Source organism: Mannheimia haemolytica (assembly GCA_900638155.1).
In the GTDB taxonomy this organism is placed as follows: Bacteria; Pseudomonadota; Gammaproteobacteria; order Enterobacterales; family Pasteurellaceae; genus Mannheimia; species Mannheimia glucosida.
This window is the reverse complement of sequence record LR134495.1, coordinates 1,650,150-1,672,665: the sequence shown is the minus strand read 5'-3', so window position 1 is coordinate 1,672,665 and position 22,516 is coordinate 1,650,150. Positions and strand designations below refer to the sequence as shown.

Annotated in this window: 17 protein-coding genes and 1 tRNA gene; 7 read left to right on the top strand and 11 right to left on the bottom strand. The window is 40.6% G+C overall.

The genetic code is table 11. The features are described 5' to 3' along the window. The first annotated feature begins 83 nt into the window (after positions 1-83). Positions 84-2,585 carry a glycogen/starch/alpha-glucan phosphorylase gene (locus EL242_RS08250; RefSeq protein WP_126302195.1) on the top strand — a complete coding sequence of 834 codons (2,502 nt, stop codon included), beginning with the start codon at positions 84-86 and terminating at the stop codon, positions 2,583-2,585. 86 nt (positions 2,586-2,671) lie between these two features. On the opposite strand, the gene trmJ is transcribed toward EL242_RS08250, so the two are convergent. Further along, complete coding sequence (trmJ, locus tag EL242_RS08245; RefSeq protein WP_126302194.1) at positions 2,672-3,388, bottom strand: tRNA (cytosine(32)/uridine(32)-2'-O)-methyltransferase TrmJ; 717 nt, start codon at positions 3,386-3,388, stop codon at positions 2,672-2,674. Positions 3,389-3,567: 179 nt separating this feature from the next. On the opposite strand from trmJ, the gene pntA reads away from it, so the two are divergent. After that, complete coding sequence (pntA, locus tag EL242_RS08240; protein WP_126302193.1) at positions 3,568-5,106, top strand: Re/Si-specific NAD(P)(+) transhydrogenase subunit alpha; 1,539 nt, start codon at positions 3,568-3,570, stop codon at positions 5,104-5,106. Positions 5,107-5,120: 14 nt separating this feature from the next. Continuing rightward, positions 5,121-6,566, top strand: a complete 1,446-nt coding sequence (gene pntB, locus EL242_RS08235) for a Re/Si-specific NAD(P)(+) transhydrogenase subunit beta (protein WP_126302192.1) — start codon at positions 5,121-5,123, stop codon at positions 6,564-6,566. A gap of 66 nt (positions 6,567-6,632) precedes the next feature. On the opposite strand, the gene EL242_RS08230 is transcribed toward pntB, so the two are convergent. Continuing rightward, complete coding sequence (locus EL242_RS08230; protein ID WP_126302191.1) at positions 6,633-7,559, bottom strand: LysR family transcriptional regulator; 927 nt, start codon at positions 7,557-7,559, stop codon at positions 6,633-6,635. 109 nt (positions 7,560-7,668) lie between these two features. Further along, on the bottom strand, positions 7,669-8,784 hold the full coding sequence (gene asd / locus EL242_RS08225; RefSeq protein ID WP_126302190.1) for an aspartate-semialdehyde dehydrogenase: 1,116 nt from the start codon (positions 8,782-8,784) through the stop codon (positions 7,669-7,671). A 374-nt stretch (positions 8,785-9,158) separates the two neighbouring features. Between asd and EL242_RS08220 the strand changes: the two genes are divergently transcribed. Next, positions 9,159-9,464 (top strand): hypothetical protein, encoded by a 306-nt coding sequence (locus EL242_RS08220; protein ID WP_006248936.1) that lies wholly within the window; start codon positions 9,159-9,161, stop codon positions 9,462-9,464. A 284-nt stretch (positions 9,465-9,748) separates the two neighbouring features. Here the strand turns inward: EL242_RS08220 and EL242_RS08215 are convergent. The 8 genes from EL242_RS08215 to seqA all read right to left on the bottom strand — a co-directional run bounded on the left by EL242_RS08215 (position 9,749) and on the right by seqA (position 19,722). Continuing rightward, positions 9,749-9,834, bottom strand: a tRNA-Leu gene (locus EL242_RS08215). A 21-nt stretch (positions 9,835-9,855) separates the two neighbouring features. Then, complete coding sequence (gene secG, locus EL242_RS08210) at positions 9,856-10,182, bottom strand: preprotein translocase subunit SecG (protein ID WP_126302189.1); 327 nt, start codon at positions 10,180-10,182, stop codon at positions 9,856-9,858. Between the two features lie 105 nt (positions 10,183-10,287). After that, a complete protein-coding gene (locus tag EL242_RS08205) occupies positions 10,288-12,207 on the bottom strand; it encodes a DNA topoisomerase III (RefSeq protein ID WP_126302188.1) in 1,920 nt (639 codons plus the stop codon). A 149-nt stretch (positions 12,208-12,356) separates the two neighbouring features. After that, entirely contained in the window at positions 12,357-13,184 is an 828-nt protein-coding gene (gene mepA / locus EL242_RS08200) for a penicillin-insensitive murein endopeptidase (protein WP_126302187.1), read from the bottom strand. Between the two features lie 91 nt (positions 13,185-13,275). Further along, positions 13,276-14,358: a chorismate synthase gene (aroC, locus tag EL242_RS08195; protein WP_126302186.1), complete on the bottom strand. Its 1,083-nt coding sequence runs from the start codon at positions 14,356-14,358 to the stop codon at positions 13,276-13,278. Between the two features lie 2 nt (positions 14,359-14,360). Further along, positions 14,361-17,732, bottom strand: a complete 3,372-nt coding sequence (gene mscK, locus EL242_RS08190; RefSeq protein ID WP_126302185.1) for a mechanosensitive channel MscK — start codon at positions 17,730-17,732, stop codon at positions 14,361-14,363. Continuing rightward, positions 17,725-19,146: an o-succinylbenzoate--CoA ligase gene (menE, locus tag EL242_RS08185; protein WP_126302184.1), complete on the bottom strand. Its 1,422-nt coding sequence runs from the start codon at positions 19,144-19,146 to the stop codon at positions 17,725-17,727. The genes mscK and menE overlap by 8 nt, the downstream gene beginning before the upstream one ends. Before the next feature lie 9 nt (positions 19,147-19,155). Beyond that, positions 19,156-19,722: a replication initiation negative regulator SeqA gene (gene seqA / locus EL242_RS08180; RefSeq protein ID WP_126302183.1), complete on the bottom strand. Its 567-nt coding sequence runs from the start codon at positions 19,720-19,722 to the stop codon at positions 19,156-19,158. Positions 19,723-19,840: 118 nt separating this feature from the next. Here seqA and EL242_RS08175 point away from each other — a divergent pair, with 118 nt between their 5' ends. The 3 genes from EL242_RS08175 (at position 19,841) to purR (ending at position 22,516) form a co-directional block, all read left to right on the top strand. After that, positions 19,841-20,623 carry an alpha/beta fold hydrolase gene (locus EL242_RS08175; RefSeq protein WP_145962132.1) on the top strand — a complete coding sequence of 261 codons (783 nt, stop codon included), beginning with the start codon at positions 19,841-19,843 and terminating at the stop codon, positions 20,621-20,623. A 9-nt stretch (positions 20,624-20,632) separates the two neighbouring features. Then, a complete protein-coding gene (gene cmoA, locus EL242_RS08170) occupies positions 20,633-21,361 on the top strand; it encodes a carboxy-S-adenosyl-L-methionine synthase CmoA (RefSeq protein ID WP_126302181.1) in 729 nt (242 codons plus the stop codon). 135 nt (positions 21,362-21,496) lie between these two features. Then, positions 21,497-22,516 carry an HTH-type transcriptional repressor PurR gene (purR, locus tag EL242_RS08165; protein ID WP_126302180.1) on the top strand — a complete coding sequence of 340 codons (1,020 nt, stop codon included), beginning with the start codon at positions 21,497-21,499 and terminating at the stop codon, positions 22,514-22,516.

Below are 22,516 nucleotides of genomic sequence, written 5' to 3'. Positions count from 1 at the left end.
AACATCATTTCAAGCGGTCGAATTTGCGGATTTTTTTGTAAAAACGACCGCTTGCAATATTAAAAATTAGGAGAATTTACTCAATGAGCAGGCAGTCATTAAGCCCAGAAATGATCAAAAATGTTAAAAATGCGATTTTGCACAAAATGGTGTTCGCTTTAGGAGTTGAACCCCGTGATGCCAGTAAGCGTAACTGGCTCAATGCAACCTTACGTGTAGTGCGTGATTTATCTACCGAAGATTGGCTGCAAACCCGCCGTAGTCAGGTTGCAAATGGTAGTCGCCGTGTTTATTACCTTTCAATGGAATTTTTAATGGGGCGTACGTTCAGTAACGCAATGATTTCTGAAGGTGTGTATGAGCTGATTGGCGCAGCGTTAAAAGAGCTAGGGCAAGATTTGGACGAAATTATCAATGAAGAGGGCGATCCGGGCTTAGGTAACGGTGGCTTAGGGCGTTTAGCCGCCTGCTATATGGACAGCCTTGCTACAATGAAAATTCCGGCAATCGGCTACGGTATTCAATATGAATACGGTATGTTCCGCCAAGAAATCCGCAACGGGGAGCAAATTGAGCAACCTGATGAATGGTTAGAGAATGAATTTGTATGGCCATATCTACGTTCAAGTAAGCGTTTCCCGGTACGCTTTGGCGGTAAAACTTGGCGTGAGGGTAAAAAAGTAGTATGGCAGCCGGAAGAAGAAATTACCGCTCAAGCTCACGACCAACTGATCCCGGGCTTTGAGACCACCTCAACTAACAGCTTACGTTTATGGTCTGCACACGCATCGGGTAGAGGGTTTGGCTTATCTGATTTTAACCGTGGCGATTATTTTGCAGCAATGGTTAAACAAAACAGCTCGGAAAACGTCTCTCGTGTGCTTTATCCGGACGATTCTACTTATAACGGTCGTGAATTACGCTTACGCCAAGAGTATTTCCTTTGCTCGGCATCTGTACAAGATATTATCCGCCGCCACGAAGCGGAGTTCGGCTCTTGTGTGAATTTAGCTGACAAAGTGGCAATTCACCTAAATGATACTCATCCAACCCTTGCTGTGCCTGAGTTAATGCGTATTTTAATTGACGAAAAAGGCTATGACTGGGAACAAGCGTGGGCGATGACTCGTAAAATTTTCTTCTACACCAATCACACTTTGATGAGTGAAGCGTTAGAAACTTGGCCGGTAGAAATGTTAGCCCGTGTGCTACCACGCCATTTAGAGATTATTTTCGACATTAACGAATATTTCTTAGAGGAAGTGCGTAGCCAATTCCCGGAAGATCACGATTTGATTTCTCGTGTTTCCTTAATTGATGAACAAGGCGATCGCCGTGTGCGTATGGCGTGGCTTGCGGTAGTCGCCTCAGCGAAAGTAAATGGTGTGGCGAAAATTCACTCGGATTTAATGGTTGAATCTATTTTTGCCGATTTTGCCCGTATTTACCCAAATCGTTTTACTAATGTGACTAATGGGGTGACACCTCGCCGCTGGATCAAAATTGCCAACCCAGGGCTTGCTAATATTTTAGATAAATGTATCGGCAATAAGTGGCTGACTGATTTAAGTGAATTGGAAAAATTCAACGTGTTTGTTGATGATGCTGATGTGCAAGCACAGGTGGCAGCGGTGAAAGTAGAAAACAAACGTCGCTTAGCCAAATATGTCGAAGAAACTCAGGGAATTAAACTTAATCCTGAAGCGATTTTTGATGTACAAGTTAAGCGTATTCACAAGTATAAACGCCAGCAAATGAACGTGTTGCATATCATCACGCTTTATAACCGCATCTTGAAAAACCCGACTGCTGATTGGACACCTCGTGTGTTTATCTTCGCAGGGAAAGCGGCAAGTGCTTATTATGCAGCGAAAAAAGTGATTCGTTTGATTAATGATGTGGCAAATGTGGTGAATAATGACCCTCGCATTAATGATTTAATTAAGGTGGTGTTTATTCCGAACTACGGTGTTTCATTAGCACAAATGATTATTCCGGCAGCTGATGTTTCAGAGCAAATTTCCTTAGCGGGTACAGAGGCCTCCGGAACCTCTAATATGAAATTTACCCTCAATGGTGCTTTAACCATTGGTACATTAGACGGTGCGAATGTCGAAATTTTAGATCACGTTGGTAAAGAGAACATCTTTATTTTCGGTAATGAAGTAGAGCAGGTGGAAGAGCTTCGCCGCAACGGTTACTCACCGTATCACTACTACGAAAAAGACAGCGAATTGAATGAGGCAATTTCACAAATTCTAAACGGTAAATTCTCACCGGAAGATCCGTATCGCTATCAAGATTTGATCTTAAATTCAGGTGACTACTACCAAGCCTGTGCCGATTATCGTAGCTATGTGGAGGCTCAAGAAAAAGTGGCTCAAGCCTATCGTAACAAGAAAGCTTGGACACGTTCAGCCATCATCAATATTGCCAATATGGGCTATTTCTCCTCAGACCGCTCGGTGATGGATTATGCGAAAAATATTTGGCATATCGAACCGATGAGCGAAGAACAATTAAAAGGCGATTCTACAATGGGCAGTATTATTGAAAGTTCAAATAAACTGTTGAATTTAAAATAATGATTTAGAGAAAACGGTAAGAGTAATCTTACCGTTTTTGTTTTAGTCAGGGATTTTGCAAATTTCTACTAAAAATTAACCGCTTGTCAATTTGCCTTCTCCACCGCCGTGAGCATTCCCCTCAGTAAATTCAGCTCATTAGTTTCCAGTTCGGCACGTTGGTATAAACGGCGGAGTTTTAGCATCACGGAATCATTGCGGATAAAACCCAATTCGGTATATAGGCGTTCGGTGTGAGCGAAGAAATGCTCTAAGGCTTGAGCGGTTGGGTAATCCTTATCTGCTGCAAGCGGTTGTTTTTGGCTGGAATTTTGCAAATAAGCCATTCGGATTTCATAACTTGCGAGCTGTACTGCCATTGCTAAATTCAGAGAGCCATAATCAGGATTGGTCGGAAAATTCAAATGGTATTGGCATTTCAATAATTCTTCGTTGGTTAGTCCCACTCGTTCACGTCCAAATACAATCGCCACTTTGCCAAGATTGGCTCGATTTACCACTAATTCACCACAGTCTCTTGGTTCAATCAGGGTATTTTGCAAATGGCGAAGTCTGGCACTGGTGCCGATCACCAGTTGGCAATCGGCAATCGCTTCATCAAAAGTAGCGTAGCATTGAGCGTTATCCAACACATCTTTTGCCCCAGCGGCAAGTGCCTCGGCTTGCTCATCAAGCGGTTGTTTTGGGGCGACTAATCGCAAATGGGTTAAGCCCATCGTTTTCATTGCTCGGGCTGCGGAACCGATATTTGCCGGGAGTGAAGTTTCAACAAGAATGATCTGAATTTGGTCGAGAATTTGCATTGGTTTTGTTTCTTTTTTGTTAAATTTAGCCAGCCAATAGTGTAGCAAAAATTCGGTTTGCTTAAAATTTTAAAAAATGTGAAATAATCGGTTTAATTGAGCATAATTTTTTACCTATTTGTTTTATTTAGTGGTAAATTTAGAACGTTTTTAATCACAACAACCATACAGGAGTCTTTATGCTTATTGGTGTACCAAGAGAACTGTTAGACGGTGAAACTCGAGTGGCGGCAACGCCAAAAACCGTTGAGCAGATCAAAAAACTTGGCTTTGACGTACTTGTGGAACAAGACGCAGGTTTTAAAGCCAGTTTTGAAGACAACGCATTTTTAACTGCAGGTGCAAATATCGGCACACAACAAGAAGTTTGGAATGCAGACATTATTTTTAAAGTGAATGCGCCGACAGAGGCTGAAATTGAGTTAATCAAAGAAGGGGCAACCTTAGTCAGCTTTATTTGGCCGGCACAAAATCCACAATTAATGGAAAAATTGCAGTCTAAGAAAATTAATGTGCTGGCAATGGACGCTGTTCCTCGTATTTCTCGTGCGCAAGCCCTCGATGCGTTAAGTTCGATGGCAAATATTTCGGGTTACCGTGCGGTGATAGAGGCGGCAAACGCTTTTGGTAGCTTCTTTACCGGGCAAATTACCGCAGCAGGTAAAGTGCCACCGGCAAAAGTGTTGGTTATTGGTGCTGGTGTTGCAGGTCTTGCAGCAATCGGGGCGGCAAATAGCCTGGGGGCGATTGTGCGTGCGTTTGACTCTCGTCCTGAAGTGAAAGAACAAGTTAAATCAATGGGGGCAGATTTCCTCGAAATTGATTTTGAAGAAGAAGGTGGCTCAGGTGACGGCTATGCGAAAGTGATGTCGGAAGAGTTTAACCGCCGTGCAATGGCGTTATATGCCGAGCAAGCCAAAGAAGTGGATATTATTATTACCACCGCTGCCATTCCGGGCAAACCTGCTCCTCGTTTAATCACTAAAGAGATGGTTGATTCAATGAAACCGGGTTCAGTGATTGTTGATTTAGCCGCTGCAACCGGTGGTAACTGTGAATACACTAAAGCCGGTGAGCTTGTGGTGACCGATAATCAAGTGAAAGTGATTGGTTATACCGATTTCCCTGCACGTTTACCAACGCAATCTTCGCAACTTTACGGCACTAACTTGGTGAATTTACTTAAACTGTTAGCACCAAATAAAGATGGTCAAATTGAGATTAATTTTGATGATGTGGTGTTGCGTGGCGTAACGGTGGTGCGTGACGGCGAATTGACTTGGCCGGCTCCGCCGATTCAAGTATCTGCCCAACCGCAAAAACAAGCAGCCGCTCCACAAGCGGTCAAAAAAGAGGAAAAACCTGCAGACCCTCGAGTGAAATATGGCGTGATGGCCGCCGCAGGAGTGCTGTTCCTATGGCTTGCATCTGTGGCTCCGGCAGCATTTTTATCGCACTTTACCGTATTTGTTCTCGCTTGTGTGGTAGGGTATTATGTGGTTTGGAACGTCAGCCACGCACTACATACCCCATTGATGGCAGTAACAAATGCGATTTCAGGGATTATCATCGTAGGGGCGGTATTACAAATTGCCCAACCGACCGGTAATTTCTTTATTGATATTTTGGCATTTATTGCGATTTTGGTTGCCAGCATCAATATTTTTGGTGGCTTTAAAGTAACGCAACGTATGCTTGCAATGTTTAGAAAAGGTTAAGGAGAAACGAAACTATGTCTTTTGGATTTGTGACTGCTGCGTACATTATTGCAGCTATTCTCTTTATTATGAGCTTAGCCGGTCTTTCTAAACACGAAACCGCCAAAGCAGGTTGTTGGTATGGGATTGTGGGTATGGCGATTGCTTTAGTGGCAACCATTTTCGGCCCGCAATCACATGGCACGATTTGGATCTTAATCGCAATGGCAATCGGTGGATTCATCGGGGTGAAAAAAGCCCTAAAAGTAGAAATGACCGAAATGCCTGAATTAGTGGCAATTCTACACAGCTTTGTCGGTTTAGCGGCGGTATTGGTTGGCTTTAACAGCTATGGACTTCATACCAATGCATTAATGCCGGCAAATTTAGATGAAGCGGCACAAGCGGCATTTTTAGCGGAACAAGCCACTCTTGCCAATATCCACAACGTGGAAGTGTTCTTAGGTATTTTCATTGGAGCGGTGACATTCTCTGGTTCATTGGTTGCTTTTGGTAAACTAAGCGGTAAATTATTTGGTCGTAAAGTTTCTTCTGCGGCACTGAATATTCCACACAAACACAAATGGAACTTAGCTGCCATAATCGTTTCTGTCTTTTTGATGATCGTGTTTTTAAATAATCCGCACAATATCTTCCCTGTGCTGATTATGACAATTATTGCGTTAGTCTTCGGCTGGCACTTAGTTTCTTCTATTGGTGGGGCGGATATGCCGGTTGTAGTTTCAATGCTGAACTCTTATTCAGGTTGGGCAGCCGCAGCGGCAGGCTTTATGCTAAGCAACGATTTATTAATCGTAACAGGTGCGTTAGTAGGTTCTTCAGGTGCAATTCTTTCTTACATTATGTGTAAAGCAATGAACCGCTCATTCATTAGCGTGATTGCAGGCGGGTTCGGCAATGAAGTTCAGTCTGGCAAAGGTGACGAAGAGTACGGTGAACACCGTGAAACGACAGCCGAAGAAGTGGCAGAAATGCTAAAAAATGCAAGCTCTGTGATCATTACGCCGGGATATGGTATGGCGGTGGCCCAAGCTCAGTATCCGGTGGCGGAAATTACAGCAAAATTGCGTGAAAAAGGCGTGAATGTGCGTTTTGGTATTCACCCTGTGGCAGGTCGTTTACCGGGGCATATGAACGTATTATTAGCGGAAGCAAAAGTGCCTTATGATGTCGTGCTGGAGATGGACGAAATCAATGATGATTTTGAAGAAACCGATGTAGTATTAGTAATCGGTGCAAACGACACCGTAAACCCGGCGGCATTAGACGACCCATCAAGCCCTATTGCCGGAATGCCGGTGCTTGAGGTATGGAAAGCACAAAATGTTATCGTCTTCAAACGTTCAATGGCAGTAGGCTACGCCGGTGTGCAAAACCCACTGTTCTTTAAAGAAAATACCCAAATGCTATTTGGTGATGCAAAAGAACGTGTTGATGATATTTTACGAGCGTTAAATTAAATTTAAATAAAAAAGCGAACATAAGTTCGCTTTTTTGTGCTTAGGCTAACATAAATTGTTAATTTTTTACTCTAATACCATCAATCCAGGAAGAGTCGCAAAACTCTGCGATTTTACGGTATCATGGAAATCATCTAAGTAGGCTAGGGTAGCATCGGCTTCTCGAATAGCGCCATAAAGGGTGCTATATAGCCCTTGCTGAGTTATTTTTCTTGCCACCACATACCCCCTATCTAAATATGGTTTAACCGCCCAATAAGGTAGTGCAGCAATGCCTCGCCGACTTGCTACTAGCTGAATAATAGCAATAGTTAACTCACTATTACGCCGAGTAACTTTGATGCCAGCAGGGCTTAATATTTTTCGCAGTAAATCTAGCATATCATCAGGTACTGGATAGGTAATTAATGTCTCATCTTTAAAATCTTCAGCTTCCCATACATCTTTTGTGGCAAGAGGGTGATCTTTAGAGCAAATAGCTACCATTTCATATGAAAAGAGTGGTTTGTATATAATACCAGCGTTATCTTCCTCTTCAGCGACAATTGCCAGATCTGCACGATGGCTTAATAGCAAACCAACCGTATCAGTATGGAAACCCGATACGATATCTAATTCAACTAGAGGCCAATGTTGACGGAAAGTATCCATTGCCGGCATTAGCCAATCAAAACAGGTATGGCATTCTACTGCAACACGTACCTCTCCGACTTCTCCTTGTTTCACTCGGGCTAAATCTAATTCAGCCTCAATGACTTTGGGCAAAATATCGTAGGCCAACTTAATTAAACGTTCGCCAGCTGGTGTAAAGCGAATAGGGGAGCTTTTTCGCTCAAATAGCGTAAGATCATACTGTTCTTCCAGTAATTTTATTTGGTGTGAAAGTGCGGATTGTGTTAAATGGACACGCTTTGCTGCAAGAGATACGCTACCGCTCTCTTTTAATGCGATTAATGTCCGCAAATGGCGGATTTCAAGAAAAATCGGTTTCATAATTTATTCATCTAAAAGTGAAAAAAGATGAAAATAATTATAACAAACAAGCGGTCAAATTCTGCAAAAAATTTGCAAAATCCAACCGCTTGTATAGAGCAGTGGCGAATTATTGGGTTAATTGAACTAAAATGCGGCGAACAGGCTCTGCTGCACCCCATAATAATTGGTCACCTACGGTAAATGCAGCTAAGTATTCTCCACCCATCGCTAATTTACGCAAGCGACCAACCGGCACGCTCAATGTACCGGTCACTTTCGCCGGGGTTAATTCACGCAATGTGGTTTCTTTGTCGTTTGGAATTACTTTCACCCATTCATTGTGGGCAGCAATAATTTGCTCGATTTCCGCTAACGGAATATCTTTTTTCAGCTTAATTGTGAATGCTTGGCTGTGGCAGCGTAATGCTCCAATACGCACGCATAAACCATCAACTGGAATTGGGCTATCGCTTAAACCTAAAATTTTATTAGTTTCTGCATAACCTTTCCACTCTTCTTTAGTTTGCCCGGTTTCCGGTAATAATTTATCAATCCAAGGAATTAAGCTACCGCCCAATGCCGCACCGAAGTTCTCGGTTGGGAAGTCTTCCGCACGCATTTTAGCAGTAACTTTACGTTCAATCTCTAAAATAGAAGAGGCAGGATTTGCTAATTCAGCTTTTACGCTATCTTCTAATTCACCCATTTGAGAAAGCAATTCACGCATATTTTTCGCACCGGCACCGGAAGCGGCTTGGTAAGTTGCTACAGAAACCCACTCGACCAAATCTTTCTCAAATAAACCACCGATAGCCATTAGCATTAGGCTTACGGTACAGTTTCCGCCTACAAATGTTTTAATACCGTTTTTTAAGCCTTCTGAAATCACGTGTTGGTTCACCGGGTCTAATACGATAATAGCATCGTCTTTCATACGTAATGCAGAAGCAGCATCAATCCAATAGCCGTTCCAGCCGGTTTCTTTTAATTTTGGATAGACTTCGTTTGTGTAATCGCCGCCTTGGCAAGTCACGATAATGTCTAGTTTTTTTAATTCTTCAATGTCAAAGGCGTTTTTTAATTCGCCAGCATCTTTCCCGCCAAAAACAGGGGCTTTTTGACCCGCTTGTGAAGTAGTGAAAAAAACAGGGTTGATATTGGCGAAGTTATTTTCTTCAACCATACGATCCATTAAGACCGAACCGACCATACCACGCCAACCGATAAAACCTACATTTTGCATTGTGTTTGCTCCTAAAAATGATGTTATAAAGATTGTGAATAAATACAGGATTTTAGTGCAAAAATCAATGTTTTTTATTGATTTGCAAAGTTTTGACAAAATTTAACCGCTATTGTTAAAATAAAACATCGATTATGGTGTATTTTTGGAAATAAATAGAATCTTATAAATAGGGAAATGCTCACAATTTATGCATTCCAATTGTGGTCTAATCAATAAATTTTGCCGATATATCGATAGGAAGTAGATGTAATTACCTAAAGTTTGATCTAGGTTAGTTAAATGGGAGGTTTTTAACTATTATTTCTAATACTTTTATTTTAAGCTTTACAGTAATGAATGAGTTTATTTTACATTTTACAAAGGAACATTCTATGTCTAAGTTAAACAAATTATTATCGAGAAAAACATCGCGTAAAATTATTCCTGAGCAAGTTAATTTTGACATTAACTTGCCTATCTATATCCCGCTGTTTTTATCAGATAAGACAGCGAAAATTCAAGCAGTATGGGAGTTAGAACAAGAAAATGGTGAGCGTGATGCTGGCGCTGTAAAGCGAAATCGTATTCAGTTTAGATACTTGCCAGAAGGGGTACATAAATTAACATTAATTGTTGGTACGCCTTTATTATCAAAAGGAAGTAAGGTTTATCAATGCTTAATTAAAGTTAATAAATAATATTAACTTTATGTTGTGATCGTATTTATGTGTATATTGTAAAACAGAAACCATTTTAAAAATAACAAACACACTGGTGAGGGTAGTTTAAAAGAAATCAAAGATAAATTACGTCAACATAGTAATTTAGAAAGAAGTATAATATATTATTTATACAATATTTTTAAAATTTTGATTTTACCACTACATTTATTTATGTTTATTTTTATGAAATAATAAAAAGCCTTGAAATATTTATTTTCAAGGCTTTTTTACTATATCTATAATACTATAGAATTTTAATTTGGTGCTCTGGGCGAGACTTGAACTCGCACGGACTACGTCCACCACCCCCTCAAGATGGCGTGTCTACCAATTCCACCACCAGAGCTTATATTCTATTTTGTAACGATTATTGAGGGATATCGTTATTTTCGGTTTTTACCGGTTCTGCTTGTTTTTGTTCTACTTGGCTTAAATCTTCAAATTGGCTTTTTGGTGCTACGCTGTGAGAGCTTAAATTGCCAATCACTAAACTAATTGCGAAGAAAATCGTTGCAAGTAGAGCAGTTGTTCTTGATAAAAAGTTTGCTGATCCTGCTGAACCGAACACTGTTGCTGAGGCCCCGGCTCCGAAAGAAGCACCTGCATCAGCACCTTTACCTTGTTGCATTAATACAAATGCAATCAATAATACGGCAACCACAAGATAAACAATAGTGAGTACATTAATTAACATTAATTTATTCTCTTGTATTCTTTATGCGAAATTTGCAATGGCGTGCATAATATAGAATTTACGCCCGTTTGACAAGTGCCAAACAGCAATTTTTACCTGCTTGATTTAATTTTCAGCAGTTTGTGTTCGCTTTTTAAAATAACGAGGTTTATTGCTGCTTGCAAGCGGTGTGATTTTCGCTAAATTTTGCAACACTTGGCGGTTTGGGCTTTGCAATAAATGCGGTAGTTGTTGGTTTAGCTCAAACATAAATTGCTGATAGCTGGTCTCTTTTTTGCTGATTTGATTCAGTTGCATTTCCCAATGAGCGGTCATATCTGGCTGGGTAGCAGAGTCGGGAAGTGCTTGAATCAGTGTTCTGCCAGCTTCCGTACTGTGGATATTTTTCCCTTTGCGGATTAAAAAACCACGCTTAAATAGCAATTCGATAATGCCGGCTCGGGTTGCCTCCGTGCCTAAACCATCGGTTTCACGCAAGATTTTTTTCAATTCTTTATCTTGTACAAAACGGGCGATCCCGGTTATCGCTGAAAGCAAACTGCGGTCAGTAAAGTGGCGGGGCGGTTGTGTTTTTTTGCTGACAATTTCCCCTTTTTCACAATGGAGGATTTGCCCTTTTTTGACAATCGGTAGTAGTGGCTCTGCATCGTCAAGGCTATCTTCTTTACCGAGTAATGCTCGCCAGCCGGCAATCACAAGGTTGCGTGCTTGAGCGACAAAACTACCACCTGCAATTTCAAGTCCGATTTTACTTTTGCGATATTCCGCATCAGGACAGAATTGCATTAGATATTGGCGTGCGATGAGTTGATAGACTCTTTTTTCATTTTCGGTCAAATGTACAGTCCCTTGCCGAGCGGTTGGAATAATCGCGTGGTGGGCTTCCACCTCTTTATCATTCCAGCAACGATTGCGAATAGCGGGATCAACCACTTCAGGCTTTTGTTGATATTCGGGTAAATGATGAGCAATCGCTGCCATCACTTTAAATCTGTCGTTAAAATGTTCGGTCGGCAAATACCGATTATCAGAACGAGGGTAGGTAATCAGTTTGTGGGTTTCATACAGCTTTTGGCAAATATCCAACACCGCTTGGGCGGATAGCCCATATCTGCCGGCTGCGTCCATTTGTAATGCTGACAGAGAATAAGGCAACGGTGCGGTTTCTTTCTCAATTTTATTTTGATATTCGGTGACGATTGCCGGCTGGTCGGTAATCCGTTTTACCACGTTTTCCGCCAACGGGCGAGACAGGACACGCCCATCTTCATCTTGATAATCTTCACAGGCTTTGCTTGGTTGCCACTGAGCTTTAAATCGCTCTTGGGTTTCCGGCACGATAATCTGTGCCAACACCTCAAAATAATCCTTTGGCACGAAATACTCGATCTCCAGATCTCGGCGGACAATCAGCCCTAACACCGGTGTTTGCACTCGTCCGACTGATAATACGCCTTTATAGCCTGCCCAACGCCCCTGTAGAGTGTAAGCACGGGTCATATTGATACCATATAGCCAATCTGCTCTGGCTCGGGCGAGAGCAGAGGTTGCAAGCGGTATAAAATCACTGTTTTTTTGCAATTTTTCAATAGCTCTGCTCACAGCAGTCGGGTTGAGATCGCTCACTAAACAACGCTGAATTTGGCTTTTGCGTTCAGCAGATAAATTCAGATAGCCAAAAACTTCATCAACCAGTAGTTGTCCTTCTCGATCCGGGTCACCGGCATTGACTAAAATATCGGCTTTTTTAATCAGCCTTTCCACTACTTTAAACTGCTTGAGCGTTTCTTTTTTGGGAATCAATTTCCATTGTTCAGGCACAATTGGCAAATGTTCCATTCGCCATATTTTAAAACGCTCATCATAGGCATCGGGTTCAGCCTGTTCCAATAAATGACCGATACACCAAGTAACAGTGTCGTGTTCGCCGCATTGGATAAAGCCATCTCCTTTGGTATGGGGTTTTGGTAACACATCGGCAATCGCTCGGGCAAGGCTGGGTTTTTCGGCAACAAATAAACGCATAATCGTAAATTATTTAAGAAAATGAACCGCTTGTGGGCTGACAAGCAGTCACAAAAAGCAGGGCTTTTTGAACGTTGGCTTGCCAACGGCGGCGAAGCTGTGAACAATCCTTATAAGGATTGTGAATAAAAAAGGTTGTTATTTTGCAATTAATTCAAACCTTGTTCAGATAAAATCATCTGACATTGAACAGGCGGTGTTGGTAGCACTTTGGCTTTTGGTGTGCTTGAGGCTTCTTTCGGTTCAAACCACGAGTAAAGCTCTTCACCACAGCCGTCACCGGCAGGCACCGGGGCTTGATTTTCACAACTTGCAGCATCAGCAGGGCAGGTTAAACGAACGTGGAAATGGGAGTCGTGTCCGTACCACGGGCGAATTTTGCGTAACCAAGCACGATCACTGCCTGCGGTTTGGCAGAGTTTCACTTTAATGGCAGGGTTCACAAAAATGCGATCCACTCGATGATCGGTTGCCGCAAGTTTGACTAAATCAGTATGATGTTGATTCCAGAGAGAATCATCAACCCGTTCGGTACTGCGGTTTACCATAATGGTGGCAAGTCCTGCCGGGTTGCGGGCGGTTTCATCGTCCATAGGCCCAAACTTAAACCAAATATCAGCATCCAGCCCGGTTTGGTGGGAGGCGTGACCGGAAGAAAAACGCCCACCGGCAGGCATTCCCATATCGCCGATTAAAATAGTCGGCACACCGGCAGCTTTGGTTTTTTTACCTAAGTTAGTGAGATAATCCAGCAGTTGTGGGTGTCCGTAATAGCGGTTACGAGCCGAGCGGATCACTTGGTAGCCCTCGCCTTTTAATGCAAGTGGTTGTGCCCCAATAATACAGCCGTTACTATAACCGCCGATAGGTTGAGCTTTGCCCTGAACCGGAGTTTTGATTTTCTCCCATTGCGTTGCATTCAGTGCGGTAGAAGTAAAAGCAAGGCTTGAGACTAAAAGTGTTTTTAATAATTTCATTTTTCCAATTATGTAGGGGCGAAATATTTTTCGCCATGCTTATATGATCTGTATTTAAGGGCGAAAAATATTTCGCCCCTACATTATGTGTTTAACGGCATTGAGCCTTAAATCTTAGCAGGTGGTCGAGTAGTACAATCGCCATCATCGCTTCTGCAATCGGCACGGCACGAATACCTACACAAGGGTCGTGTCTGCCTTTGGTGATCACTTCAACCGCTTCGTTATTTTTGTTTACACTTCTGCCGGGAATGGTAATGCTTGAGGTCGGTTTTAACGCAATATGAGCGATAATCGGCTGACCGGAGCTAATGCCACCTAAAATCCCGCCTGCGTGGTTAGAGAGAAACCCTTGTGGTGTCATTTCATCACGATGCTGGCTACCACGTTGTTCCACAACTGCAAAACCATCGCCAATTTCCACCGCTTTCACAGCGTTGATTGACATTAAGGCGTGTGCAAGGTCGGCATCTAAGCGGTCAAACACCGGTTCACCTAACCCCACCGGCACACGTTCTGCAATCACGGTTAATTTTGCCCCCACCGAATCGCCCTCTTTTTTAAGCTCACGAATTAAGGCATCAAATCCTTCAATCGCAACAGGATCCGGGCAGAAGAATGGATTATTATTGACTGCATTCCAATCAATTTGTTCAATATTTTCAACGGTTTTCGGGTCAATTTTAATATTACCGATTTGTGAGAGGTAGCCGCGCACTTCAATACCAAATTGCTCACGCAGATATTTTTTTGCAATCGCACCGGCAGCAACCCTCATTGCAGTTTCCCGAGCGGAAGAACGCCCGCCGCCACGGTAATCACGAATGCCGTATTTTTGCTGATAGGTATAATCAGCGTGCCCCGGACGGAATTTTTCGGCAATGTTACCATAATCTTGTGAGCGTTGGTCGCCGTTTTTAATGATTAAACCAATGCTTGTTCCCGTTGTTTTACCTTCAAATACGCCCGATAAAATTTGCACTTCGTCATCTTCACGGCGAGGCGTGGTGTAGCGTGAGGTACCGGGCTTACGGCGGTCTAAATCTGGCTGTAAATCCGCTTCGCTTAACTCCATATTTGGCGGTACGCCATCTACGATACAACCGAGTGCGATGCCGTGTGATTCACCGAAAGTGGTTACTTTAAATAATTGTCCGATGCTGTTGCCTGCCATTATTATTCCTTATCTTTTTTGTTGTTTGTTGAATTAAACTCAAAGCGTTTTGAGTCAATTTTAAGTTCTTCTTGTGTATCGTTATTTTTGATAAACACATCTAATTGGTTAAATGCAATATCAATATTGTTTTCATTAAATAGTTGATGGATGCGACTATTTAATGCATCAATGGTTGGATTTCGATCTGAAATATCGTTTACATAGGCTCGTAATTCATGATCAAGTGTACTTGCCCCAAATGTTAAGAAATATGCTCTAGGGCTAGGATCTTTTAATACTTTTGGGTTTTCTTCTGCGACTTGTAGCAGCAAGCGTTTTACTAATTCTAAATCAGAGCCGTAAGCTACTCCAACTTTAACAATAATTCGGGTTGCTGTACTGCTTAAGGCCCAGTTTACTAACCGTTCAGTTACAAAAGCTTTATTCGGCACAATTACTTCTTTTCCATCAAAATCAACTAAAGTTGTAGCACGAATTCGAATTTTTGAAACAGTTCCGCTAAATGTGCCGATTGTAATGGTATCACCAATACGCATTGGGCGTTCAAATAAGATGATAATGCCAGAAACAAAGTTTGCAAAGATTTCTTGCATACCAAACCCCAAACCAACTGAAAGGGCTGTAAAGAGCCATTGTAGTTTGGTCCAAGACATGCCTAATGTTGCAAAAGCAAATATTGCACCTAAAGCTACAATTAAGTAAGTCAAGAGTGTAGTAATTGTATAGGGAGTACCTTGGGATAATTTTACATGAGAGAAAATTAATGCTTCTAACAATCCCCCTAGGTTGCGTACAAGTACGACTGCCACCACAATGATAATGATTGCAGTGAGTAAGTTAAGCAAAGTGATAGACTCCATGATGATACCGGATTCCGTGGTTACACTTTGTTGCCATAAAGTAACGCCATCTAAATAGAGAGCAACGGTGATTAAATCTGACCATACCCAATAGAGCAGCACGAATAAGGCAATCCAAAGAATGAAATCCGTCAATTTCATCATCTGATTTTTTACTTCACTGACGGCAATAGAATCTTCTTTTAATTCAAAAGGAATATCTATTTCTCCCGAGTTCTCACCGCTTTGTTCTGCTTTCGCCTTGGCTTTTGCTTCAGCAGCTTCTCGTTTTTCTTGTAAACGTCTGTAAGCCAGACGGCGTGATGAAATAGAGAATGCTCGATAGAGAATATTACGAATAATAATCCAAGTAATGATCGCAAAATAAGAATCTACTAAATGCTCAATGATCACCAGTGCAGTATAGTAATAGCCCAATGCAATCAGAATGATAAGAATGATAGGGGCAAGCAGTAGCACTAATTTAACAATAGTGAGTAAAATACTTTTAGATTCTTTTTTCTCTTCTGTTGTGACATTCTCATAGGTGGAAATAGCTTGCCTAAATGCCGGTACAATCATCCAAATCATTAATATAAGGACAAAAATAGTCATTGTTTGTCCAAGCATGTCGTAAGATATTCCCATCTCTAAGTTTGTAAAAATAGAGGTGTTCAGTAATAAAGCAATGATCCATACCGAACGTTTTAAAATATTACGGAAGATTTCATTACTTTTTTGTGGCATATTAAAGTGAATATGTCCTATGCCGTGAGGACGTAGCATCGCCACTAAAAAGGCAAAATACAGCCAATAAATTGCCATTTTTAATCCCCAAGTCCAGACTTCCTGAGGATTTTCAAATGAAATATAAGTGATAGCAATAAATCCGGCTAAGAACATTAGTGTACTTGGCAGGCAAAGCACTAATGTCCAAAAAATAGCAAGAGGGGTGTTCCATTGGCTATCTGTGGCGACAATTTTTAGTCGATTATTAATTTGGTGTAATTTTTGTTTAATTTTATCTTTTTGGCGGTTAATAAAGATGGCTAATAGCAATAAAATTCCGACTAAAATACCTGCAGGTAATAAATTATCCCGCCAATTTGAAAAATTGAGTTTTTTTCCAATATCAATAAATTGATAGTGGGTAATATCGACAAATTTACTAAACCATTCAAGATCAATGGGGTTGTTACTTTTAACCCAGAAGCTTTGCTGTTGCAGTTTTTGCTGTAACGCATCACTAATGGTTTGCACTTGTTGTTGGTTTAGTTCAATATTGATTAATAAATTGAGCTGATTATTTAATGATTTAATCATCTCAGTTAAAGTGTCAGAACGTTCCTGTAAAATTTTACTAAGTTGTTCTTTCTCTTTACTCGTAAAGGTTGTTTTTTCATCTTGCTCTATACGGCTAATATAAGCATTTATGTCCGCAAAAGAATCTTTGAATTCAGTAATATCAAAAACACGTACGCGTAAATCTGCAATTTGTTTTGATAATCCGGAAATCATTTCATCTTGCGGTAATGATTGCTTTTGTTTATTAATAATACGCGAAAGCACCAGCGTACCTTGTAGAGAACTGATTTGTTCTTCAATATTACGTTGGGTTTGCTGCAAGTTATCCAGCACACTTTTGATCCGCAGATTATCTTGTGATAACTGTGTCATATCTTTGGTCTGTTTTAGCAACTCTTGTGTAACTTTGGTATTTATATCCAATTCACGCAAGATAACCGGGTTCGTCGTTGCACTATTTTGCTGATTTTGAACCGCTTGTGCTTGATCTAGCTTGTTCTGAGACTCTTCTACAATTTTATTGTTGATAGCAGTCTGCAGGTTTGCAATTTCTGCTTGTAGATTTTGCTGCTCTTGCTTTTTTTCATCTAATTGAGCAGAGTAAAGCGCAGATAAATCCTCGCTACCACCAAGTAATATTTGATTGTAAGTGTTTTTTAATTCTATTAATTCTAATTCTACTTCTAACTTGGTCTGTAGTTCATTTTTAATATTAGCTGCTGAAAGTTGGCTATTAATTTCCTGTTTACGTTTAACCATCTCGGTTAAAGCCGCTTGAGCCTTATCCGGTGCGGTATTTTGTGCAACTAAATTATTATTAATAATGCTTAAATCGTGTTGTACTGTTTCAAGCTGAGATTGTGTAGAGGTTAACTCTTTTTGTAAATCTGTTGTCGGTTTTTGTGTTAAATTATCGACACTTGCGATAGTCACTTCTTTTAATTTTTCAAGATTATGTTGGCTTGTTTTTAATGCTTTTTGGGAATCTTGAATAGATTTATTCAATGCCTGATTGTCTACTTTTTGTTTATCAATTTGGGCTAAGAATGCAAGCGTATCTTCAAGTGTTTGAACCAATGCTTTATTATTCGCATCGGCTTGATCTAATTTTTTTGCGCTATCTAACTGCGTTTGCACCGCCTGTTGGGTCGGCAACTCAGCTAATGTATAACTACTTAGCATTAAGCCTAAACTAAGCACAAATGTTTTTAAAATCGGTCTAAACATAGATTTCCTTTAATTCGTTGTGTGTTAAATCTTGTTGTAATTGTGTTCTTGAGAGTTTAATTGAGCCTTGTTTTTGGTATTTGTCTATATCCAGTAAATAATAAGCAACAGGCTGTTTGAATCTTTCTAATTTATCAGACAGCCAAATTTTTAATTTATGGAGTTCATTTTTTGAATCAGATTGCTTGAATTGTAAGAACGCCACTGGTCGATGTCCAAACTGCGGATCTTCAATCGGCAACACGATAATCTGTTCGACAAGCTGAGAACGAAAAATCAGTTGTTCAATTTCCTCAGGTTGGATATTTTCCCCTCCTGAAATAAACATATTATCCAATCGTCCTTTTATTACAAGCTGTTTTTTGTGATTCCATTCACCACGATCTTTAGTGGCAAACCAGCCTTGTGTGTTTATAAGCGGTCGAATTTGCCCATTTTTTTGCCAATAGCCTAAACCGAGTGATTTGCCTTTTACCCAAATTTCACCATTTTCTAATTTTAGTTCCCGATGTTTTAACGGAAAACCAACACTGTTTAAATCATTTTCTACTGCACAAATGGTTGATGCCATCTCGGTCATTCCGTAGCCTGAAAAGGTAGTCATCCCAGATTGTTGTGCTTGAGCAATCAATTCGGCTGGAAGCATAGACCCACCCAGTAAACATTTTTGGCTGACTACAGAATCTAATTGGCTTAAATAGCGTTGTAATTGGGTGGGGACTAAAGAAAGATGGCTCGCTTTTTGTGCAGACAGAAAAAAATCGCTTTTATCTTCATAGATATAGAGGGTTGCACCTTTGAATAGCCAACGCCAAATAATGCCCTGCCCTGAAACGTGAAACAGAGGCAAGCTCAATAGCCAAGCGTTCGACTGCTCAAATGCCATTAATTCACACACTCCCTCGGCGCTATAGAGATGAGCCGCTATAGAATGCACCACTGCTTTAGGTTTACCGCTTGAGCCTGAGGTTAGGGTTAGGGTAGCTGGTTTTTCAAAATCAATCGTAGGGAAGAAGGCATTACAAGCGGTCGTTTTTGCTGAAAATTTTGCAAAGTCGGCATCATTAATAATGAGATCAACACCATTGTCATCTAAGACTGCTTGTCGTTGACTTGCTGTTTGAGCAGGGTTAAGCATTAGAATCTTAGCTCCCAAAGCAAGGCTAGCACAATAAGTGAGCAAGCCAATGAGCCGGTGAGAACCACAATAGGCAATCAAACTGTGCGGAGTAGCGCCTTGTTGTTGCAACACGAAAATAGCTTGTGAAATCAACTGATTCAAACTGTGCCAAGTGATGTTTGATGGAAGGTGGTTAAGATAGTCTGATGTTCCTTTTTCCCAAATAATCGCCAGATTTTGGGCTGAATGAGCAGCCCAAAATTGGGTAGGAAAGCGAGTAGAATTGATGAGCATTTCAATTAATTAGACAAAAAGCGCTTGAATGCGTTCGATTAACTGGCTTGGTACCTTCATGGATTCCATTACACCTTTGAGAATAAGTCCCTTGCGTGCGGTATTATTATTTGTAATTACCCAAAATGGTGAATCTGGGATCTGCTTGGCTTTTACTCCACTCCCAGTAGCTAAAATTTCATCTTCACTTTGCGAAAAGTAGATACGTTCATTACCACGCACTTTTTCTGTTGCTTTAGCAAAAGCCTCCGGATTTGCTCGGTATAATGCAGCTAATAGCATGGTAAAACGCACTACATTTTTATTTTCGTTCATAAAATGCTCGGAATTTAAAATGTTTTCCAATTTTTCAACGGTCTTTTCGGCATTGGATTCATTTTTTTTTGTAGCACGAGAAGGCGTTTTGACCAGCTCTTTAAGCTCGTTGATCATATGTTCTTGCACTAAAACAAAAGGCTGAGGCGATTGTGGCAGGCGTAATAGACGGCGTAATATATCTGACGCAGTTTCACCAATAGATTGTGTACGGCTTGCAATATACTGATATAATTCATCATCAATTTCGATTCGTTTCATCGGGATCCTCAAATATCTTCGGGTATTAAATGCGTTAATAGTGCTTGCTATTATACGCATTTCTATTGTTTTTTATAGAGGATTATCGCTGAAAATTTATATGAACAATGACATTTATATGACAGAAAAATCGCAGTTAAACTTTAATTACCAACCTTCGAATAATCATTCTGATGCTCAGACAATGATCTTCTTACATGGATTGTTTGGAGATTTAAATAACCTAGGAGCAATAGCAAAAGCGTTCGCAGAACGTTACTCCATTTTAATGGTTGATCTCAGAAATCACGGGCGATCTTTTCATTCAGACGAAATGAATTATGCTTTGATTGCACAAGATTTAGCACAATTACTCACAGAATTAAATATCCAAAATGCTATTGTGGTTGGGCATTCAATGGGTGGAAAAAGTGCGATGGCATTGGCTGCATTTGCTCCTGAACTGGTGGAGAAAGTAGTAGTGATTGATATTGCCCCGGTCACTTATACCCAAAATCGGCATCAGCAGGTTATGGCAGCCTTATTTGCGGTGAAAGAAGCTAAACCCCAGAATCGTCAGCAAGCTAAAGCGATAATGGCTGAATATATTCGAGATGAAGGCGTGCAACAGTTTATGTTGAAATCTTTTGATGCCCAAAGCGAGCAATCTTTCCGTTTTAATTTACAGGCGCTAAAAGATAATTATCAGAATGTGATGGGGTGGCAGCAGGTATTTGTGGATAAACCGACCTTGTTTATTAAAGGTGCATTATCGGATTATATTCAAGCAGAGCATACACAGACGATTTTGGCACAATTTCCACAAGCTAAATCTTTCATTGTGGCAAATGCTGATCACTGGGTTCACGCAGAAAAAACAGAAACTGTTGTGAGAGCAATCAATAAATTTTTAGAAAAATAAGGGAGAAAAATGCAAAGAGATACATTATTTTCTGCCCCGATTGAGAAATTGGGCGATTTTACTTTTGATGAATCGGTTGCTGAAGTGTTTCCGGATATGATCCAACGCTCCGTGCCGGGCTATTCCAATATTATTACTGCGATTGGAATGCTGGCGGAGCGTTTTGTCACAGATAATTCAAATGTTTATGATTTAGGTTGTTCACGAGGCGCAGGGATTTTATCTATTCGCCGTAATGTGAATGCGAAGAATGTGCAGATTATCGGGGTGGATAATTCTCAGCCAATGGTTGAGCGTTGTAAAACCCATTTAAGTGCTTATCACTCTGATATCCCAGTGACGATTTTACTTGATGATATTCGCCACATTGAAATTAAAAATGCTTCAATGGTGGTACTTAATTTCACCTTGCAATTTTTACCAAGAGAAGATCGCCTAGCATTATTACAGAAGATTTATCAAGGATTAAATGCCAATGGCATTTTAGTGTTATCGGAAAAATTTACCTTTGAGAGTGAGGAAATGAACGAGTTGTTGATCGACCTTCATCACACATTCAAACGAGCAAACGGCTACAGTGAATTGGAAGTCAGCCAAAAGCGTAATGCTTTGGAAAATGTGATGCGAACAGATAGTATTGAAACCCATAAAAAACGTCTGCAAGAAGCTGGTTTTACACAAGTTGAACTTTGGTTTCAATGCTTTAATTTTGGATCAATGGTGGCAATTAAAGCCTAACAAGCGGCGATATTTGTAAAATTTCTTGCAAATTCTTGATAAAAAGCAACCGCTTGCATTCTATCTATTTCTTTATAATAAAAGTCAGTTAGAATCAGTTATAATGCACCACTACTTATTTAGGAGGAAAAAGGTATGGCAACGATAAAAGATGTCGCAAAATATGCTGGTGTATCGACTACAACGGTTTCTCACGTTATAAACAAAACCCGCTTTGTAGCAGAGGACACTACAAAAGCAGTTTGGGAGGCTATTAAAGCGCTGAACTATTCTCCTAGTGCTGTAGCTCGAAGTTTGAAAATTAATACGACTAAATCTATCGGTATGATCATTACAACCAGCGAATCACCGTTTTTCGCTGAAATTGTGTTAGCGGTAGAGGAATTTTGCTATAGCAAAGGATATTCACTATTTTTGTGCAATACTCAAAACAAACTTGAGAAAATTCAAAATCATTTAGATATGCTCATCAAAAAACGGGTTGATGGCATTTTGGTGATGTGCTCCGAATATACAGCTAATTCATTTGATATCTTTGAAAACAGCAATATCCCAATAGTGATTATGGATTGGGGACGAAGTGATGAACGCAGTGATATTATTTTAGATCACGGTGTGGAAGGTGGTTATATTGCTACCCAGCATTTAATTGAAAACGGGCATCAAGATATTGCGGTAATTACCGGTAATTTAGATAAAGAAATTGCCAGAACTCGGTTCGAAGGTTTTAAAAAGGCGTTATCTGAGGCAGGGTTATCGGTTCGTGAAGAATGGGTTCAAGAAGGCGATTTTGAACCGGAGGGGGGCTATGAGTGTATGAATAATTTGCTTAAGAGCAGTGAAAAATTACCAACCGCGGTTTTTTGTTTTAATGACTCAATGGCACTAGGGGCAATTTCAGCTATTACCGAAAAAGGGCTGAATGTGCCGCAAGATATTTCAGTGATCGGGTATGATAACGTGCATAGCTCACGCTTTTATGCACCGCCTCTTACGACAATCCATCAGTCAAAATCTCGCTTAGGCTCGGCAGCATTAGAATTATTATTAGAACGTATTGAAGATAACGAAAACGCAAAAGAGCCTAAAGTATTAGAGTTCTTTCCTGAATTGGTCAAACGTAAATCGGTTCGGAATTTAAACATTAAGGAGTAA

Excerpts from the sequence above, each read along its gene's own strand:
- seqA (WP_126302183.1), bottom strand. The coding sequence starts at position 19,722 with ATGAAACGAATCGAAATTGATGATGAATTATATCAGTATATTGCAAGC.
- EL242_RS08250 (WP_126302195.1), top strand. The coding sequence starts at position 84 with ATGAGCAGGCAGTCATTAAGCCCAGAAATGATCAAAAATGTTAAAAAT.
- mscK (WP_126302185.1), bottom strand. The coding sequence starts at position 17,732 with ATGTTTAGACCGATTTTAAAAACATTTGTGCTTAGTTTAGGCTTAATG.
- EL242_RS08175 (WP_145962132.1), top strand. The coding sequence starts at position 19,841 with ATGACAGAAAAATCGCAGTTAAACTTTAATTACCAACCTTCGAATAAT.
- EL242_RS08220 (WP_006248936.1), top strand. The coding sequence starts at position 9,159 with ATGTCTAAGTTAAACAAATTATTATCGAGAAAAACATCGCGTAAAATT.
- pntB (WP_126302192.1), top strand. The coding sequence starts at position 5,121 with ATGTCTTTTGGATTTGTGACTGCTGCGTACATTATTGCAGCTATTCTC.
- secG (WP_126302189.1), bottom strand. The coding sequence starts at position 10,182 with ATGTTAATTAATGTACTCACTATTGTTTATCTTGTGGTTGCCGTATTA.
- mepA (WP_126302187.1), bottom strand. The coding sequence starts at position 13,184 with ATGAAATTATTAAAAACACTTTTAGTCTCAAGCCTTGCTTTTACTTCT.
- aroC (WP_126302186.1), bottom strand. The coding sequence starts at position 14,358 with ATGGCAGGCAACAGCATCGGACAATTATTTAAAGTAACCACTTTCGGT.
- EL242_RS08230 (WP_126302191.1), bottom strand. The coding sequence starts at position 7,559 with ATGAAACCGATTTTTCTTGAAATCCGCCATTTGCGGACATTAATCGCA.
- cmoA (WP_126302181.1), top strand. The coding sequence starts at position 20,633 with ATGCAAAGAGATACATTATTTTCTGCCCCGATTGAGAAATTGGGCGAT.
- pntA (WP_126302193.1), top strand. The coding sequence starts at position 3,568 with ATGCTTATTGGTGTACCAAGAGAACTGTTAGACGGTGAAACTCGAGTG.
- trmJ (WP_126302194.1), bottom strand. The coding sequence starts at position 3,388 with ATGCAAATTCTCGACCAAATTCAGATCATTCTTGTTGAAACTTCACTC.
- asd (WP_126302190.1), bottom strand. The coding sequence starts at position 8,784 with ATGCAAAATGTAGGTTTTATCGGTTGGCGTGGTATGGTCGGTTCGGTC.
- menE (WP_126302184.1), bottom strand. The coding sequence starts at position 19,146 with ATGCTCATCAATTCTACTCGCTTTCCTACCCAATTTTGGGCTGCTCAT.
- EL242_RS08205 (WP_126302188.1), bottom strand. The coding sequence starts at position 12,207 with ATGCGTTTATTTGTTGCCGAAAAACCCAGCCTTGCCCGAGCGATTGCC.
- purR (WP_126302180.1), top strand. The coding sequence starts at position 21,497 with ATGGCAACGATAAAAGATGTCGCAAAATATGCTGGTGTATCGACTACA.